This is a genomic window from Roseibium album (genome assembly GCF_001404515.1).
GTDB classification, from domain to species: Bacteria; Pseudomonadota; Alphaproteobacteria; order Rhizobiales; family Stappiaceae; genus Roseibium; species Roseibium album.
Window position 1 is genome coordinate 164724 of record NZ_CXWE01000004.1, and the last position, 16665, is coordinate 181388.

General features: G+C 56.8%; 16 protein-coding genes. 6 read left to right on the plus strand and 10 right to left on the minus strand.

From position 1 onward, the window contains the following. Positions 1–56 precede the first annotated feature (56 nt). Genes LA5095_RS14020 through LA5095_RS14060 form a run of 9 tightly spaced genes read right to left on the minus strand, consistent with a single transcriptional unit; the run spans position 57 to position 9089 of the window. On the minus strand, positions 57–815 hold the full coding sequence (locus tag LA5095_RS14020) for a hydroxypyruvate isomerase family protein (protein WP_055115967.1): 759 nt from the start codon (positions 813–815) through the stop codon (positions 57–59). Further along, positions 812–1459 carry a 3-oxo-tetronate 4-phosphate decarboxylase gene (gene otnC / locus LA5095_RS14025; RefSeq protein WP_055115969.1) on the minus strand — a complete coding sequence of 216 codons (648 nt, stop codon included), beginning with the start codon at positions 1457–1459 and terminating at the stop codon, positions 812–814. Before otnC ends, LA5095_RS14020 begins: the two co-directional genes overlap by 4 nt. Continuing rightward, a complete protein-coding gene (gene otnK, locus LA5095_RS14030) occupies positions 1456–2688 on the minus strand; it encodes a 3-oxo-tetronate kinase (RefSeq protein ID WP_055115971.1) in 1233 nt (410 codons plus the stop codon). Before otnK ends, otnC begins: the two co-directional genes overlap by 4 nt. Next, positions 2688–3590, minus strand: coding sequence for an L-threonate dehydrogenase (gene ltnD, locus LA5095_RS14035; RefSeq protein ID WP_055115973.1), 903 nt, complete (start codon positions 3588–3590; stop codon positions 2688–2690). The genes otnK and ltnD overlap by 1 nt, the downstream gene beginning before the upstream one ends. Continuing rightward, on the minus strand, positions 3587–4540 hold the full coding sequence (locus LA5095_RS14040; protein ID WP_055115975.1) for an SMP-30/gluconolactonase/LRE family protein: 954 nt from the start codon (positions 4538–4540) through the stop codon (positions 3587–3589). Before LA5095_RS14040 ends, ltnD begins: the two co-directional genes overlap by 4 nt. Continuing rightward, positions 4537–5481, minus strand: coding sequence for an ABC transporter permease (locus LA5095_RS14045; protein ID WP_055115977.1), 945 nt, complete (start codon positions 5479–5481; stop codon positions 4537–4539). Before LA5095_RS14045 ends, LA5095_RS14040 begins: the two co-directional genes overlap by 4 nt. Further along, positions 5478–6443, minus strand: a complete 966-nt coding sequence (locus LA5095_RS14050; protein ID WP_055115979.1) for an ABC transporter permease — start codon at positions 6441–6443, stop codon at positions 5478–5480. Before LA5095_RS14050 ends, LA5095_RS14045 begins: the two co-directional genes overlap by 4 nt. Further along, positions 6436–7953 (minus strand): sugar ABC transporter ATP-binding protein, encoded by a 1518-nt coding sequence (locus LA5095_RS14055; protein ID WP_055115981.1) that lies wholly within the window; start codon positions 7951–7953, stop codon positions 6436–6438. The genes LA5095_RS14050 and LA5095_RS14055 overlap by 8 nt, the downstream gene beginning before the upstream one ends. A gap of 56 nt (positions 7954–8009) precedes the next feature. Beyond that, a complete protein-coding gene (locus LA5095_RS14060) occupies positions 8010–9089 on the minus strand; it encodes a sugar ABC transporter substrate-binding protein (RefSeq protein WP_159100743.1) in 1080 nt (359 codons plus the stop codon). 144 nt (positions 9090–9233) lie between these two features. Here LA5095_RS14060 and LA5095_RS14065 point away from each other — a divergent pair, with 144 nt between their 5' ends. Next, positions 9234–10259 carry a LacI family DNA-binding transcriptional regulator gene (locus LA5095_RS14065; protein WP_055115985.1) on the plus strand — a complete coding sequence of 342 codons (1026 nt, stop codon included), beginning with the start codon at positions 9234–9236 and terminating at the stop codon, positions 10257–10259. A gap of 434 nt (positions 10260–10693) precedes the next feature. Here LA5095_RS14065 and LA5095_RS14070 read toward each other — a convergent pair whose 3' ends face one another. Further along, positions 10694–10882 (minus strand): hypothetical protein, encoded by a 189-nt coding sequence (locus tag LA5095_RS14070; protein ID WP_144435990.1) that lies wholly within the window; start codon positions 10880–10882, stop codon positions 10694–10696. A gap of 134 nt (positions 10883–11016) precedes the next feature. Between LA5095_RS14070 and LA5095_RS14075 the strand changes: the two genes are divergently transcribed. The 5 genes from LA5095_RS14075 (at position 11017) to LA5095_RS14095 (ending at position 16489) form a co-directional block, all read left to right on the plus strand. Then, positions 11017–11853, plus strand: a complete 837-nt coding sequence (locus LA5095_RS14075; RefSeq protein WP_055116833.1) for a MurR/RpiR family transcriptional regulator — start codon at positions 11017–11019, stop codon at positions 11851–11853. Between the two features lie 65 nt (positions 11854–11918). Continuing rightward, on the plus strand, positions 11919–13001 hold the full coding sequence (locus LA5095_RS14080; protein ID WP_408008777.1) for an ABC transporter substrate-binding protein: 1083 nt from the start codon (positions 11919–11921) through the stop codon (positions 12999–13001). A 90-nt stretch (positions 13002–13091) separates the two neighbouring features. Beyond that, positions 13092–14822: an ABC transporter permease gene (locus LA5095_RS14085; protein ID WP_235808756.1), complete on the plus strand. Its 1731-nt coding sequence runs from the start codon at positions 13092–13094 to the stop codon at positions 14820–14822. Between the two features lie 9 nt (positions 14823–14831). Next, a complete protein-coding gene (locus LA5095_RS14090; protein ID WP_055115992.1) occupies positions 14832–15890 on the plus strand; it encodes an ABC transporter ATP-binding protein in 1059 nt (352 codons plus the stop codon). Continuing rightward, positions 15890–16489 (plus strand): histidine phosphatase family protein, encoded by a 600-nt coding sequence (locus LA5095_RS14095; RefSeq protein ID WP_196876669.1) that lies wholly within the window; start codon positions 15890–15892, stop codon positions 16487–16489. The genes LA5095_RS14090 and LA5095_RS14095 overlap by 1 nt, the downstream gene beginning before the upstream one ends. Positions 16490–16665: the final 176 nt, after the last annotated feature.

A 16665-nucleotide genomic window follows, 5' to 3' on the forward strand; every position in this document is an offset into this window, starting at 1 on the left:
CCCTCAAAACACTACCTGTGAACCCCATTCGCGGAATGGTTCCGGCAACACATAAACTACCGTGTGTATTGATGCATCCAACCGAGACTGCCCTCGGTCGGGCCATCAGGTTTGTATTCTGCCCCAATCGGGCGTCGCCATCCCAGTTCAGAAATTGCCGAAAAAATCGACGGGTAGTGCAGTTCACCATGGTCTGGCTGCCTCCGGTAAGGAACGGAAGCGATTTGAATGTGGCCTACAATCAAAAAAAGGTCTGTCAGGCGGGTTATGACATCGCCCTCTGAACGACCAACATGGTAGCAGTCAAACATGAGTTTGAGGTTCGAAATCGCGAGCTCGGCAATAATGCCGCTTGCCTGCGTCGTCGTCTCGAGGAAGTAGCCGGGTGCATCATGTCGGTTGAGCGGTTCAATCAGAATGATCCGCCGGGTTCGATCGGCTGCATATGCCAGATTTTCGAGAAAGACCGCGTGCGCCTTTGGGCCTGTCGCCTTTCCCGCCATCACATGGATGGCCGCCGCATCGACAGCGTCGGCGTATTCGATAGCCAGATCTATTGCTGCGCGTGCTTCGGCCTGACGGCCCGGAAGCGCCGACAAGCCGTTTTCTCCAGCAGAAACATCACCGCGCAACGTGTTCAGTCCAAGCATGGTCAGACCGGTGTCCTCGAGCGCAGCCTTTATCTCTGATGCATCTGTTTCATATGGCCAATGGCACTCAACGGCATGGAAGCCGGAATCCTTGGCTGCCCTGATCGCTTCGGGCAGAGGCAGATCATTCCACAAGAACCCGAGATTGGCGGAAAACCTGGTCAATCATCCCACTCCACATCGAACTTTGAGACAACTGCCTGAACCTGTTCTGTATTGAGTTCCAGAACGCCCGAGCCACGGAGCAAGAGTGCCAAACGTGCGGTTGCCTCAAGTTCTTCGATTGCGTTGCAGGCAGCTTCAACATCCTTGCCGGCGACAACGGGGCCATGATTGGCCAGCATCACCGCACTTCTTTTGCCTTCCAGTCCTCGGATGGCTGTTCCCATTGCCGGGTCTCCCGGCACAAAAACCGGCAAAAGCTTCACCTTTCCAAGCAGCATGATGCCATATGCCGTCAAGGGCGGCAGAAAGCTGTCAGGGTCGACGTCCGGAAGCATGGAAAGAGCCACCGAATGACACGAATGCAGATGAACAACGGCACCCGCCGTTGAACGGGTGTCGTAGAACGCCTTATGCAATGGCATTTCCTTCGTCGGCTTGTCGCCTCCGACATGTTGTCCCTGGTGATCGAACTTACTGAGCCTGCCCGGGTCAAGACGCCCGAAACTCGTGCCTGTCGGCGAGACCAGAAGCCCTCCGTCTTCCGTGCGGGCCGAAATGTTGCCCGTAGACCCATGCGTTAGCCCGCGTTCGAAAAGCGACCGTGCAAGCAGACAGATCTGGTCCCGTAAGGCCGCTTCGTTCATCCTTGAAGAACCCGGTCTGCTTTTTCGAAAAAATCATCGGCTCCGAAATTTCCGGATTTCAATGCGACGACAAGGTCTGGGCCAGCTCTGAGCGCCGGAACACCTGGATCGATTTCCGGACCGATTTCCAGCGTTTCCAATCCAAGACCTTCAACGACAGCTCCGGATGTTTCGCCGCCAGCGGTGATGATCCGGGTCACACCACCTTCGTGTGCACGCCGCGCGGTTTCCGCAAAAAAGTTCTCCAAGGCATTTGCCGTCCGCTCCCGGCCATGTTTTGCCTGCACTTTCGCAACTTCGGCCGGATCTGCGGAACTATGAACCAGAGGGAGGCCCGCGGTGTTGAGAAGCCACTCGGCTGCCACAGCCGGCACCAGGCGGCCTTCCACAACGTCGGCGGCCTCAATCTCAAATGCTGGATAACGGGCGCTATGAACGGCGACTTGCCTGCGTGTCGCGCTGGAGCATGAACCGGACAAGATAACGGCTCTGCCTTGTTGCCCAGTCCAGGGGACCCTGGAGGGCGTGCAACCAAAATTTGCCGGCAAACCAAGGGCAACACCGGACCCTCCCGTGACAAGCGGCAATCCCCGTGCTGCCCGCCCGATCGCAAGCAGGTCCTCGTCTCTGATGGCATCGATCACAATCAGCCGCTTTCCGTTGGATTGCTCCTTATCAAGGGCCTCTCGAATTGCGTCCACACCATCAAACACAGAGCTCGCGGCCACATGCCCAACGCCAAGATTGGTCTGCCGTGCCAACCAACGCCGAATGTCTGAGTCGGTCATCGGCGTGAGCGGATGCGACTCCATGCCGGATTCGCTCAACAGAGAGCCCTTGACGAACAGATGCCCCTGATAGACAGAACGGCCGGTTCCTGGAAATGCCGGACAGACAATGACTTTCTTGGCGCCAAGGGCATCTGCGAGCGCTTCTGCCACGGGGCCGATGTTCCCTATAGGCGTGGAATCGAAAGTCGAGCAGTATTTGAAGAAAAACTGCTCGCACCCTTGGGTTTTCAACCAATCCAGTGCTTCAAGCGATAATGAAACGGCTTCCCTGGGATCGACCGATCGGCTTTTGAGCGCTACGACCCCGGCATCAACGGTTCGGGCCGCATCGAAACCCGGCGTACCGGAATACTGCGTTACGCGCATACCCTGTTTTGCCAGCGTATTGGCCAGATCGCTTGACCCTGTAAAGTCGTCTCCTATGCACCCCAGCCGCATCAGCTTTCCCCCGGTAGCTGCAAACCGGCGCTGCGGGCATATACCTTTGTGACGGCGGCATCGTCCTCGTGACCCAGCCCCATTTCAACCGCGGTGGTGTACTGACGAAGGGCCGCTTCCGTAATCGGCGTTTCCAGACCGGACTTTTTTGCTGTTTCCAGAACAATGCCAAGGTCCTTCGGCCAGATGACAACCTGGCTGTGCGGCGTGTAGTCCCCGGCAGCAACATGTGGAGCACGGTTTTCAAGCATCCAGCTCGTTCCGGCACATCTGCTGATGACGTCGATGAACTTCTGCGGGTTGATGCCCTGCGTCATGCCGAACGTCATTGCTTCTGCCATTGCCGCGATGTGCACACCCGCAAGAAGCTGATTGACCGCTTTCATCGCCGATCCCGCACCAGCCCTGTCTCCCAGTTGGAAAACGGTTTCTGCAGTGGCATCCAGAACCGGCTTGGCAGCCGCAAAGGCTTCGGGTGTCCCGGCGGCCATTATTGAGAGTTTACCCTCTCCTGCCTTCACTGATCCACCAGACACAGGTGCATCGAGATAATGAACGCCATGCGACTGGCAACGCGCCTCCATCGTCCTGGCAAATTCCGGAGGCACGGTCGCGCATGCCACCACCACAGCTCCCGGCCTGAGTTTAGGAACAAGACCAGCGTCTCCAAACAGGATGGTCTCGATCTGCTCGGCGTTGAGCACAACGGCCACGACCACATCGAGCATGGCGGCTACCGTTTCGACCGCATCGTCCGCACCGCCCTCTCTCCGGAAACAATCCATGCGCTCGGAAACGATGTCCTCCCCGAAAACTTCGTAGCCGCTGCGAATGCATGACTGCGCCATACCAAATCCCATGGACCCGAGACCGACGACGGCAATTTTCACAGGGCCGGTCATTCGGCTCCCCCCTTTGTTTCGCGAAACGCTTGAGCGGCATCCCTGCAGTTACTATGAACCCGGTAGACCTTGTCGGAGGACGTAATGAACATCGTCTTTCCGCTTTCCCCACCGAAACAGACATTGGAAGTCTGTGCAGGCAGCAAGATCTTGCCGACAAGAGCTCCTTCCGGCGAAAGGCAGTGAATACCGTCAAGAGCCGAGGTCCAGACATAGCCCTGTTGGTCAACGCGAAATCCGTCAGGAATGCCGGGTGCAACGACGGCAAAAACACGTCCGTTTTTCAACGTTGTGCCATCGACTTCGAAAACCCTGATATGGTGGGGAAGGTTGTAGTCAATGCCGGGAAAGCTTGCACCGCGAATGGCACCGGAATCGGCAATGTAGAGTTTGGTCTCATCCGGCGAAAAAGCCAGGCCATTCGGCTTGTCGAAATCCGTTGCGACAGCACGTATTTCCCCGTCCACCGACACGCTGTAGACATAGCAACCGTCAAGTTCACTCTCAGCCAGGTAACCTTCAACGTCGGAGTTGATGCCGTAGGGTGGATCGGTAAACCAGACCGATCCGTCCGAGCGGACCACGACATCGTTGGGGGAATTCAATCGTTTGCCTTCGAATTTGTCGACGATTGTCTCCACAGCGGTCAAGTCAAACGGATCTTGCCGCCGGACAACCCGTCGCCCGCCATGCTCGCAGGACACCATCCTGCCTGACAGATCAAGCGTGTTGCCATTTGCGAACTCACTGTTGATGAGTGCGATCGACACTCCATCCCGTTCGCTCCACCGCAACATCCGCTTGTTGGGAATGTCGTTGAAGAACAGCCCGCCGTTCAACCAGACCGGGCCTTCCGTCCAGATACAATCCCTGGCGATGACTTCGGGAGCAATCGACGTATCGACGAATTCTTCAAAGAGCGGATCAACCGTTATGTAGCGGGGCGTCATGCGTGTGCTCCTTTCCGCATGGTCTGGAACAAAAGCATAGCAAGAATGATGACACCGAAAACAATGCTTTTCCAGGCGTCGCCGATCTGCATCACAGAGAGTATCGAGGTCAGAAGCGTGATAAACAGGGCACCGCCGACAGTTCCGAACAGTCCGCCCCGTCCCCCCAGAATGGATGTTCCCCCGATAACGACTGCCGCAATGGTCGGCAGGAGAAACGGATCTCCCATGGACTGGTAGGCTTGGTTTGCATAACCGGCCAGCAATACGCCGCCCATCGCGGAACACATGCCCGCCAGCGCAAATGCGGCAAAGACAACACTTGGTGTAGAGACACCAGACAGAAACGTTGCCTTCTCGTTGTAACCGATCGACCGCAAATAGCGTCCAAATGGCGTCCTGGTCAAAAACAGCGTGATAACGGCGCAGACAGCCATCCAGATAAGAAAGCTCATGGGCAGGCCGAGAACACGTCCTGATGCCATGGAAACCATGAGCGGACTCGCTTCCCCTTTCGGGTTGAACCCACCAGTGTTGAGAACCGCGAGCCCCAACAGGATCGAATTGATGGCAAGCGTCCATACCATTGAGGGAATACGGAGGACCGCGACTCCAATTCCATTCACGATGCCGATCAGGGCTCCGAACGCCAGCGCGGCAGGGACAGCCAGAGCCGTCAGCAGCGGATCACCGGAACCGACCAACGCCGTCGACAGAATGGCGGCACCGGTCAGGACCCAGGGCACCGAGAGATCGATGTGGCCCAACAGAATGACAATCGTTGCTCCCGTTGCCAGAAGACCAAGAAATGCCGCGATCTGAAGCTGCTGTGTCAGATAGTCGAAGGTCAGGATTTGCGGGAAGAAGAAGCTTCCCGCGATTATGAGCAAGGCGGTGCCGATATACGGCATCAGACTGTCAGGTGTGATTGCGCGGTTCATCGGCCGAACACCTCAAGTCTGTTGCGTGCCCGCAGCACGTCTGCGCCACCCACTGCGATTGCAGCTGCCAGGATCAGGCCTTCAAACAGGGGTTGCGCAAGCGAGGGAATGCCTGAAAAGAACATGAGCGAAGCGATGGTCTTGAGAATGAAGGCCCCGGCCATTGCACCGACGAGCGACCCGACGCCGCCACGAAGCAGAACGCCGCCCAGAACAACCGCCGCGATTGAATTCAACGTGAAATTCGCCGCTATTCCGGCATCTCCGGTGGTGGTAACGAAGCTGTAGTACAGGCCGGCCACCCCGCCGAAAAGACCGGCCAGCGTGAATGCGGCGATGCGGATCAGCCGTGTGTCCATGCCCGACTGGAAAGCTGCCTGCTCGGAAGATCCCAACGCATAAAGTCCCAACCCCAGTCCTGTTCGCCGGAACGGTATCCAGAACGCGAAGATCAGCAAGCCGGAGAGAACCAGCGCCGTCGGCACGCCGAAAACATCCAGCGTCACCGCGTCCGCAAGATCGTAGTTGATCGCACCGCCCGGGGTCGGCCGAAGCATCAGCGCGACACCAATGAAAATCGACGCCGTCGCCAACGTAACGACGATCGGTTGAATGCGGCCGTAGACAACAACGAGCCCATTCACGAGGCCGCAGGCCGCGCCGGCGGCCAAGACGGCGACAATGCCGAAACCGATCCCGATAGCCGAGCCGTCCAGCAAGTGTGACGCCAGGGTGTTGGTCAGGGCCATGACGGCACCGACAGACAAGTCGATACCGCGCACAACAACGGCAAAGAACTGTGCGATGGCCGCCAGACCGAGGATGAGACATTGGTTGGCCCAAATTGTCAAAACGTAGGTGGATGCCCCGCGCGGGTGCGTTCCCAGATAAAGAGAAAGAAGCACCAGCAAGACAATTGCGGCAATGACTTCGCGCCTGTTTGAGCGAATGTAATCAAGCATGAACCACCTTGCGTTCTTCAGTGACGTTCAGTGATGCGGCAATGATGTTCTGCGCGGTCATGTTGTCTCCACTCATGGAAGCCGCCAGACGACCGGCATAGAAGATATGGGTTTCATCGCACAGTTGGATCAGTTCTTCGTAGTCCGTGCTGAGGAGCAAAATGGCTGTGCCTTCATCGGCAAGGCGACGCAGCATCTGGTAGATCTGGGTCTTGGTCTTCACGTCTATGCCGCGGGTCGGATCTGCAAGCAAAAGGCAGCGTGGCTTGATCGCAAGCCATTTCGCCAGAACAACCTTCTGCTGGTTACCACCCGACAGTGACGACACCGGCAGCTCCAGGCCGCCATGCTTCAGTTCAAGCCGGTCGAGAGTGCTCGTGTAAAGCTCTGGATCGGACGCATCGAGGTCCTTAAGTCCGAGTGCGGCGAGTTGCAGGTTTTCCAAGATGCTCTGCTCCTGGATCAGACCCTCGGTTTTGCGATCTTCGGGAATGAACGCCAGAGCAATGTCAGGCTGCTTGGCCGCCTTCGGACTTGAGTACGAAACAGGTTTTCCCGAGACCGATATTCTTCCTTCAGCACGCCGCAACAGGCCGAAGAGACCCATCAGAAAAGCCCCCTGCCCCTGTCCGTCCAGGCCACCGAGTCCCACGATCTGGCCTTCGCGTACGCTCAGGCTAACGTCAGCAAAGCGTCCCTCCCATGAAAAGTTTTCAACCTTCAGGACTTCCTTTCCGGTCGCTGAGACCGGTGGCTTGGGCGGAAACAACTCCCCGATCTTCTGCCCTACCATCATGTTGATAATCTCATCGTAGGAATGTGCGCCCTGGTCAAAGGTGGCGACGCGGCTGCCATTGCGGAAGACTGAAATCCTGTCGGCCAAAGCTTCGATTTCGTGAAACCTGTGCGAGATGAACAAGACACTCGTGCCCTGATCCCTTTCCGCACGGATCAGGTCAAAGACCTTGGCCACCACCGAGGCATTGAGAGCGGATGTCGCTTCGTCAAGAATAAGAAGTCTTGGAGCACGCATCAGCGCCTTGGCGATCTCGACCTGCTGGCGCGACGGCAGCGAAAGATCGGAGACCCGCGTGGACATCTTGATGTGCCCGCCATCGATGCGAGTCAGTACATCCTGTGCCTTTGCCAATGCTTCCGACCTGAGCCATCCAAGACCGCTGCCGGGTGCGCCAAGAAGCAGGTTCTCTCGCACAGTCAGGTCAGGCACCAGGGAAAGTTCCTGAAACATGCAAACCAGTCCGAGATCCTGAGCGGTGCGCGGTGTTGCAAGCTTGACGTCCGTATCGTCCAGAATTATCCGCCCGCCGGTCGGCTGAAGAACGCCGGCGATCAGCTTCATGAGCGTTGACTTGCCGGCACCGTTTTCACCTAGAACAGCGTGGATCTCGTGCGATCTGCACGCGAAGTCGACGTCTTCAAGTGCTTTGGTCGCGCCAAAGTGCATTGAAATGTCCCGCATTTGCAACAGGGGCACATCATGTTGGTTCATCGGGCGTTTCCACTTTTTTCCGGCGGCATTTTGAAAACGCCGCCGGACTGTTGGTATTATGTGTTGTCTGGATCCTGGCCTGTGATTTCCTCAGGCGTAAAGGGTGCAAAGCATTCGGCAAAGCCTGTGCCCGTGTTGAAGGACTTCGGAAGATCGGGGAAGTAATTCACCCCGGCCTCCAGGCCTTCAGCCTTGACCTGCGGAATTGGCAGGTAAATGGTTTGTGGCAACTCATTGCCTTCAAGCAAGGCGACGGCCGCTTCAAGTGCAATCGCAGACATTGCAGGTGCCTGGCTGGCCGAGACACCCGGTATGTCGAGTTCATCCATCAGAATGCGAACACCGTTTTCACCATCGACACCCATGGGCACAATTGGATGCCCTGCCGACTGCATGGCATTGATCGTTCCCGCCGAACCGTGCTGCGACACAACCGCGTCGAACTCACCATGTGTGGCAAGGGCGTCACCCACCACTTTCTGGCTGGTGCCAGTGTCCCAGTTTCCGACGACTTCAACGATTTCCAGTCCGTCAACCTGTTCCAGCACGCTCATCATGCCCAGGCGGCGGTCACGATCTGTCGCGTTGCCAGGCAATCCGTTGACCATCAGGACCTTTTTGGCGTTGCCGCCCAAAATATCCATCACTGTCTGCGCCTTCAACGCGCCAAGTTCCTTCTGGCTTTCGTTGACCTGGACGACTTTGTCGGTGTCGAGAACATTATCGAAGGGAACAAGAATAGTACCGGCGCGCTCGGCACGCCGGATGACCGGCTCGAATGCCGTCGGATTGACCGCGATGAAGGTTATCGCGTCATAACCTGCGGCAATGAAATTGTCGATTGCCGCAATCTGGGCTGCACTGTCGTTTCCAACCGACACAATGGAGAACGTATCGACCTTGCCTGCATTCTCTGGGCGTGCAGCCCATGCCTTCGCGGACTGAATTGCCTGGATGCGCCAGTCGTTGCCCGCAAAGCCGTTCACAAACGCTAGTTTGTAAGGGCCGTCCTTCGCATCATATGAGATCGTGGACGTCTCGGGCGCCGGAACAAAGCACTCTGGCCGATAGGTGTCTCCAAATGCCACACCTGCGCTTGCCACCAACATGGTCGCGCTCAAAAGCAAGTTCTTCATCATATCCTCCCTGAATGACCAAAAGGCCGAATTGCTTGCCTGCAACTCCAATGTGTTTACGTAAACACACATTGATATATCTATTATGTTTATGTAAACATTCGTCAAGAAAAAAATGAACCGCGTTGAATTCCAAGACTTTCGATGTCGACCAGACGGAACAGCAAAGCCAACAAGAACCAGCCAACGATGCACGATGTCGCCCGTGTTGCAGGTGTCAGTCAGATGACTGTGTCACGGGTCATGCGGGGTGCCGGCTACATTTCGCGGACAGTGCGCGAACAGGTGAACAATGCTGCGCGTGAAATCGGTTACGTGCACAATCGCCTTGCCGGAGGAATCTCCTCCTACGACAATCCGCTTGTCGGTGTTGTGCTGCCGACGCTGCAGAACCGGGTGTTCACGGAAGTCCTTTCTGGAATAAACGAAACCCTCAACACGGCCGGCCTGCGCCCGGTCTTCGGCGTTTCGGAATATTCCCAGTCAGCCGAAGAAGAACTCGTGTTCGACCTCCTGTCCTGGCGCCCGCGCGGACTGATTTTACCCGGACTGGAACACAACGAATCCGTTCGGCGCATTGTCGAGCAGACAGGTGTCCGGGTTGCGGAAATCATGGACGTCGACGGCGAGCCCATGACCGCAAGCTTTGGCGTCTCGCACGTCGATGCTGGCCGAGAAATGGCAACACACCTGCTTGAGCGCGGTTACAGAACCTTCGGGTACATCGCCAGCCAGGGCGGACACGACCTACGTGCGACGAAGCGGTTCGAGGCATTTGCTTCCCGGGTACGTGACGCGGGCGGACAACTGATCGCGCAACGTATGTCAAACGAGCCCTCTTCCATGGTCGCAGGCAGGCAATTGACCATGGAGGTGCTCGCACATCCCGATCGACCCGACGCCATATACTACGCCAACGACGATCTTGCCGCCGGCGGACTAATGCATTGCCTGTCGCATGGTGTCGATGTCCCCGGTCAAGTTGCAATCGCCGGCTTCAACGGACTCGGTTTCCTGTCGGCTTTGCCAATGAAAATCACAACAACTCAAACGCCGCGCTATGAGATCGGAGTCTCAGCGGCTGAATGGATCTCGACCCCGCTGGATACCCCGGCCGAAAAGCTCATCGAAAAGTTGGACACAGAAATTCTCTTTGGTGAGACCACGTAGTCGAAAAGAATTGTACTCAACCATCGATTCCTGCTGCCAAAATGAGACACTGACTCGAACGCCGGCACAAGTTGGCATGCAGACGACTGATTTACTCCCCGATCATTGGTCAGTTTCCGGCCTAGGTTAAGCTTTTCTCTGCACCTTCTGATCGGGTTGGTTTGTGTCGATTGCCTGCCCTTGGACCAAGGCAGCCGGTTTGCCGCGAAAGGTTGAGTGCAGGCAATTTCGGTTTAAAATCCACCCACTTTCTAACACGGGCGTTGGCCTGGGAGCCAGATTCGCCGGTTTACAGATAGGCGCACTCCAATTTCAGGATACGCCACTGCCATTCGACAAAGATATTGTCGAAAAATCGTCCCTTGCCATCCATTTAAAACCTGGCAGTGCAAGTTTGCTTGCACGAGAGGCGAGATGCGAACGCCCACCCTCTGCTACCGGTCCGTCCATGCAAACGAGGTGAACTGCGACCCCTGATTCATATTCATGATGTCTGGCGTGCCGATTTTTTGGGGCGCTTCATTCATCACCTCCACGCAGAAATCGGCTTCCAGAGTGTTCGAGATGCGCCATGCCAACACCTGGCAAATGAACCAGCCGATGATCGCGACCAGATAGAGCAACCCACGGTGCATCGGCAATCAAGAGATGCCGGACGTCCAGACCTTCGGTAACGGGCAGATGAATTAATTTGCAAGAAAAATTGCAATTGTATTTGAATCATGCAAATTTACTTGCACAACGATGAAGGATGATCATGTCGCTCCTTGAGAAAATTTCAGACCAGGCAACCACACTCACTCCCGGTGAGCGCAGGCTGGTTGAGAACGTGATCGACAGCCCGACATCCGCAGCGCTCGGCACCGCCGGTGAGCTGGCTCGGGCTGCAGGCGTTCACGAAGCTACGGCATCACGACTTGCCAAAAAACTGGGGTTTGTAAGTTACGCCGCCTTCCGGGACGCATTGCGCGACGAATTCATCGCGACGCGCGAAACCGCTACCAGGTTTGAAAAAACCATCGCGGAAAGCACATCCGATACGATCCTTGGCGAATTGGCCAGGGAAGAAACGCAGGCGCTCGGACGGATCGAAGAATTCATTACGCCGGAGCAGATCTCGGAGGCAGCACAGATTTTGATGAGAGCGAGACGGATCTTTGTCTACGGGTATGGCAATGCGGAAGTGCTCGCGCTCCTGATGGTCAAACGGTTCCGCCGCTTCGGCAAAGATACCCACCAGCTCGGCACAGACCCGCGCGGCCTGGCTGAACAGATGCTGGGTCTCGATTCAGACGACGCTGTTTTGAGCTTTGCCTTTCGTCGCCCGCCTCGCGGGTATGCTGCATTGATGGAAACCGCAAAAGAAGTGGGTGCAAGAACCGTCATGATTGCCGGCAAGTCGGGCGCATTGCTGACGCCGCGCCCCGACCGCCTTTTGGCCGCACCACGATCAGGTGATCAGGATGCCTTCCAGACCCTGACCGTACCGATGACAATCTGCAACGCCATCGTCATCGCGGCCGGACTGACAGCGAAAGAGGAGTCGCTGAAAAAACTCGATCGACTGGGGCAGCTGATCGAGCGTTTTGAATAACAAAAGAAACCCTTAGGGAGGAACACATGAATGTTCTCGAAGCAACACGCCTCGGCGTGATCGGAATGTTTTTGTCTTCGGCCGCCTTGGCTGACGGGCATCTGAACGAAATGGGACCTGAGGAATTGCTTCCACTTGCCCAAGCTGAAGGCAAGGTGACCGTCTATTCCTTCACCAGCCGGATAGGTAAGGTAGAGGCCGCGTTTGAAGAGGCCTATCCAGATATCGACCTGCAAGGTTTCGACATTTCATCAACGGAACAGATCGCACGTCTCCAGGCGGAATCGCAGGCCGGTGTCACCAACGCCGACGTTGTCTACATCTCGGATACACCTGTCGTGCTGACGGAGCTTCTTGAGACCGGCATCATCGCGCCTTTCGTGCCGCCACGCATAGCCGACCGTGTTCCCTCGGAATATCAATCGCCGTTGTTGGCGCAACGTTTGTCAACCAAAGTGCTGATGTACAACGAAGAAGCCAATCCGGACGGTGCACCGGTCACAAACCTGTGGCAACTGACAACCGGTGACTGGCGCGGTCGTGTGGTCATGGTCGATCCCTTGCAAAGAGGCGACTACCTCGATCTGATGACAGAAATCGTTTTGCGTTCCGACGCTATGGCCGCTGCCTATGAAGACCAGTTCGGAAAAGCAATCGAGCTGGGAGATGCTGCCAATGCCGGTGAAAAATTCATCATGGATCTGTTTGCAAATGATGTGATCCTTGTCGGCTCCACCGATGATGTGAATGTCGCCGTGGGCGCAAAGGGTCAGGAAAGCCCGCCTGTTGGTTTTACCAGCTATTCCGACCGCCGGGACAACGAGGAAGAAGGCTGGGCCCTTCAGGTGGCCAACAGCGTCAAGCCTGCACCGGGTATCATCTTTCCGGCAGTGCTTGCTCTGGCCGCAGAGCCTAACAACCCTGCTGCAGCTCGGCTCGTGATCGACTTCCTGATGGGAGATGAAAGTGAAACCGGTGGCGCAGGCCTCGCACCGTTTTATGTTGCCGGCGATTATGTGACCCGCACTGATATACCGCCTCACCCCGACGCCGTATCACTGAACGATTTCACTGCTTGGCGGATTGCGCCGCATGAGACCGCCAAGATCAGATCCGAGATCGGAGACCTGATCCTGACACTGCAGTAAAACTCCCACCAGGAGCAGGCGTGGCCATACGCCTGTTTCCTGTCTACCCTGAAAAGACCAACAAGGATGACGTTGATGGTGGATGTCACCATGAACAGGCAAGGAAGACGTGTGCTTTTCAAGCACGGATCGGTGCTGAAAACGGTCGTGCTGGCACTGCTGATCGCACTGATCGTTTTGCCGCTTCTCAGAACAGTCCTGTTCACATTGCAGCCTGACACCATCAAGGCGTGGTCGGACGTACTGACGGGACGCCTGTCGACCAACCTGTTCTACAAACCACTCGGCAACACGCTTCTGATCGGCGTTGTGGTGGCAACGGGGTGTGTATTTCTCGGCGGTTTTCTTGCCTGGCTCGTCGTCATGACCAACGTGCCGTTCCGCAAGACGATCGGCGTCATGGCCACGCTGCCGTTCATGATTCCGTCCTTCGCGGCGGCTCTGGCCTGGGGGGCGCTCTTCCGCAATGACCGGGTAGGAGGTCAGGTTGGCTGGCTCCAGGGCATGGGCCTCGATATTCCGGACTGGTTGGCTTGGGGCATAACGCCGACACTGATCGTTTTGACGCTTCACTATTTCAGCCTTGCGTTCACGATCATCGCCGCAGCACTTGCCACCGTGAACTCCGACCTTGTCGAAGCCGCACAGATTGCAGGTGCCAAAGGAGGCCGGATCCTGATGGGCATTATTCTGCCGGTCACGACACCTGCCCTGGTCGCTGCCGGGTCGCTTTGCTTCGCCGGTGCGGTTTCGAACTTCGCGACCCCGGCGCTGCTTGGTTTGCCTGTTCGAATGCAAACCCTGTCGACACGCCTGTTCGGCATGATCGAGGTCGGCCAGGTTGGACGTGGTTATGTCATCGGCATTCTGCTCGTGCTCATTTCCGGAGCCTTCCTCTGGGCAGGGAACCGGATTGTGTCGGGGCGCAGGTCCTACGCTACAATTACCGGCAAGGGAGGCCGCGCAAAACGTTTGGACCTGCGTGGTGCGCGTTGGCCGCTCTGCGCATTGGCAATGGTGGCTCTGGTCAGCTCCACCGTTCTGCCGGTCGTCATTTTGTCCGCTTCAAGCTTCGCGCCATCGTCCGCAAATCTGTTTTCGAACTGGACGCTGCACTACTGGGTCGGTCTCAGCAGTCAGTCAATCGCACAGGGCATTCCCGGCATTGTTCACAACGAAGATATCGTGCGTGCGCTATCCGTCACCTTGGCCCTTGGGCTGGCCGTGGCACTTGCGGGCATGTTGGTGGGGCTCTTGACGTCCTACACCACGGCGCGGTTTCGCAAAGGCTGGATGTCGGCTGTCATCACACAAGTCAGCTTTCTTCCGCTGCTGGTGCCCGGGATCGCATTTGGTGCTGCATATATCGCCTATCTGGGTGCCCCCATCGGGCCGTTTCCGGCGCTCTATGGAACTTTCGCGCTGCTCGTCATCGCAGGGACTGCGTATCTGCTGCCATTTTCTGTGCAGACAGGGCGAGCCGTCATCCAGCAAGTTGGCGGCGAACTGGAAGAAAGCGCTCGCCTTACCGGCGCAAGCTTTGCCCGCAGGTTGTCTGCCATCACTGTACCGCTCGCGATACGCGGCCTGACGGCAGGTGGCATTCTGATCTTCGTGAAAATTATCCGTGACCTGTCGCTGGTCGTTCTGCTCTTCACGCCAACGATGCCGGTGTTGTCCGTTCTGGCCTATCGCTATGCGTCTGAAGGGTTCGGACAATTTGCCAACGCGATCACTGTCGTCATCCTGTTCATCTCTATCGCAGCCTCGCTGATCGCAAACTGGCTACAGGCCAAATCGCAGCCCTGGCTGAAAAACTGAAGGTAATCCATGCTGGAAATTTGCAACCTGTGCAAACGCTTCGGTGCTTTCGAGGCTGTTGGAAATGTATCTCTCAATGTCCCCGATGGCGCTTTCCTTGTTTTGCTGGGACCATCCGGTTGCGGCAAAACAACCTTGCTTCGAATGTTGGCGGGACTGGAATTGCCGTCCGAGGGGCAAATTGTGTTCGACGGCGAGACCGTGTCGGACGGCGACCGGAGCTGGGCCGTTGATCCGGCGAAACGCAACTCGGGACTGGTTTTCCAGTCATATGCGCTTTGGCCGCACATGTCCGTGCGCGGCAATGTTGAGTGGCCGCTGAAGGTCATGAAGATGCCGAAGATCGAGCGCGCTGCCCGGATCAACGAAGTTCTGAACTTGCTTGAGATCAGTCAACTGGCCGACAGGTATCCAAACGAGATTTCGGGCGGTCAGCAACAGCGGGTCGCCATTGCGCGCACAATTGCTCCCAAACCGTCTGTTTTATTGTTTGACGAACCTCTTTCAAATCTCGATGCCAAGCTTAGGGTCGAAATGCGCACGGAACTGATGCGTCTGCATCGCGCAACCGGAGCAACAACTGTCTATGTTACCCATGATCAGATTGAGGCCATGACGATGGCCACCCATGTGGCGGTCATGAACCACGGCAAGGTGCAACAGTTCGGAACACCAGCCGATTTGATCAACGCTCCAGAAACTGCGTTTGTCGCGACCTTTGTTGGCACACCTCCCAACAACATGATCCCTGTCGTCAAGAATGGCAGCGGCTACAAGGTCGGTGGGCGGGCCATGCAGCTGTCACCGCCCTCGGACGATTGCCTGGCCATGTACCGGGCTGAAAAGATATCCGTAAGCGAAACAGAAAGCGCCATGACATTGCCGATGGAACTGGTCGAAACCAGCGCCATTGCCGGGCGCACCATGGTCACGGGGCTGCGCGACGGTCTGCGCCTGACCGCCATTGTTGACAGTACGCCGCCTGTCCGAATTGGCGACACTGTCCAGTTTTCACTGCCGCCTGAACCGGATTGCTGGTTTAGCCGCACTGGCGAGAGGCTTGGCTGATGCGCTTGCTGCTCGTTCGACACGGACAATCAGAGTGGAACGCCTCCAGGCGTCTTCAGGGACAGGCCGATATCGGGTTGTCCGAGCGCGGAAGATCGCAAGCCGATGCGCTGCGGAGTGTCATCACAGGCATTGGCCATTGCCGGGCGGTGTCCTCGGATCTCAGGCGTGTCAGTGAGACGGCTCAGCGAATTGGGGCGGAAAAACCCAGGTTTACAGAAGATCTGCGGGAAATTGACGTCGGCGACTGGACCGGACGCCCGATCGATGACATTCGAGCCGAGGACGAAGCTGCCTATCTTGGATGGCGGGCGGGCACGTTCGTGCCGCCTGGAGGCGAGGACTGGGCCCCCTTCGCAGACCGTGTTTGCGCTGTCATAGAGGATGAGCTGCGAAATTCCTGCCAGAACCTGCTCGTTGTTTGCCATGGCGGCGTCATTCGCGCGATCTTGCAACGCTACCTCGGTCTTGCTCCTGCCTGCGTGATACCGGTCGCTCCGGCCAGCCTGAGTGCATTGCGAATGGGAAATGGCAAGCTTCCGCGACTGGAACTCTTCAACTATCTGCCCGACAGCCTGGAATTCGGAGCACCTGACTGATGCTGACGGAATTTCTGTTCCTTGTCGCTGGCTGCGCCTTGCGTTTCTATGGAGGTGACTGGCTCGTGAACGGGATCGCAGGCCTGGCCAACAGACCCTAGATCGCTGTCAGCAATATTTTCCTAGAGCGTGCGGCCTCAGTAGTTTTACAACACTTGAAATAACAACTTGAAGGC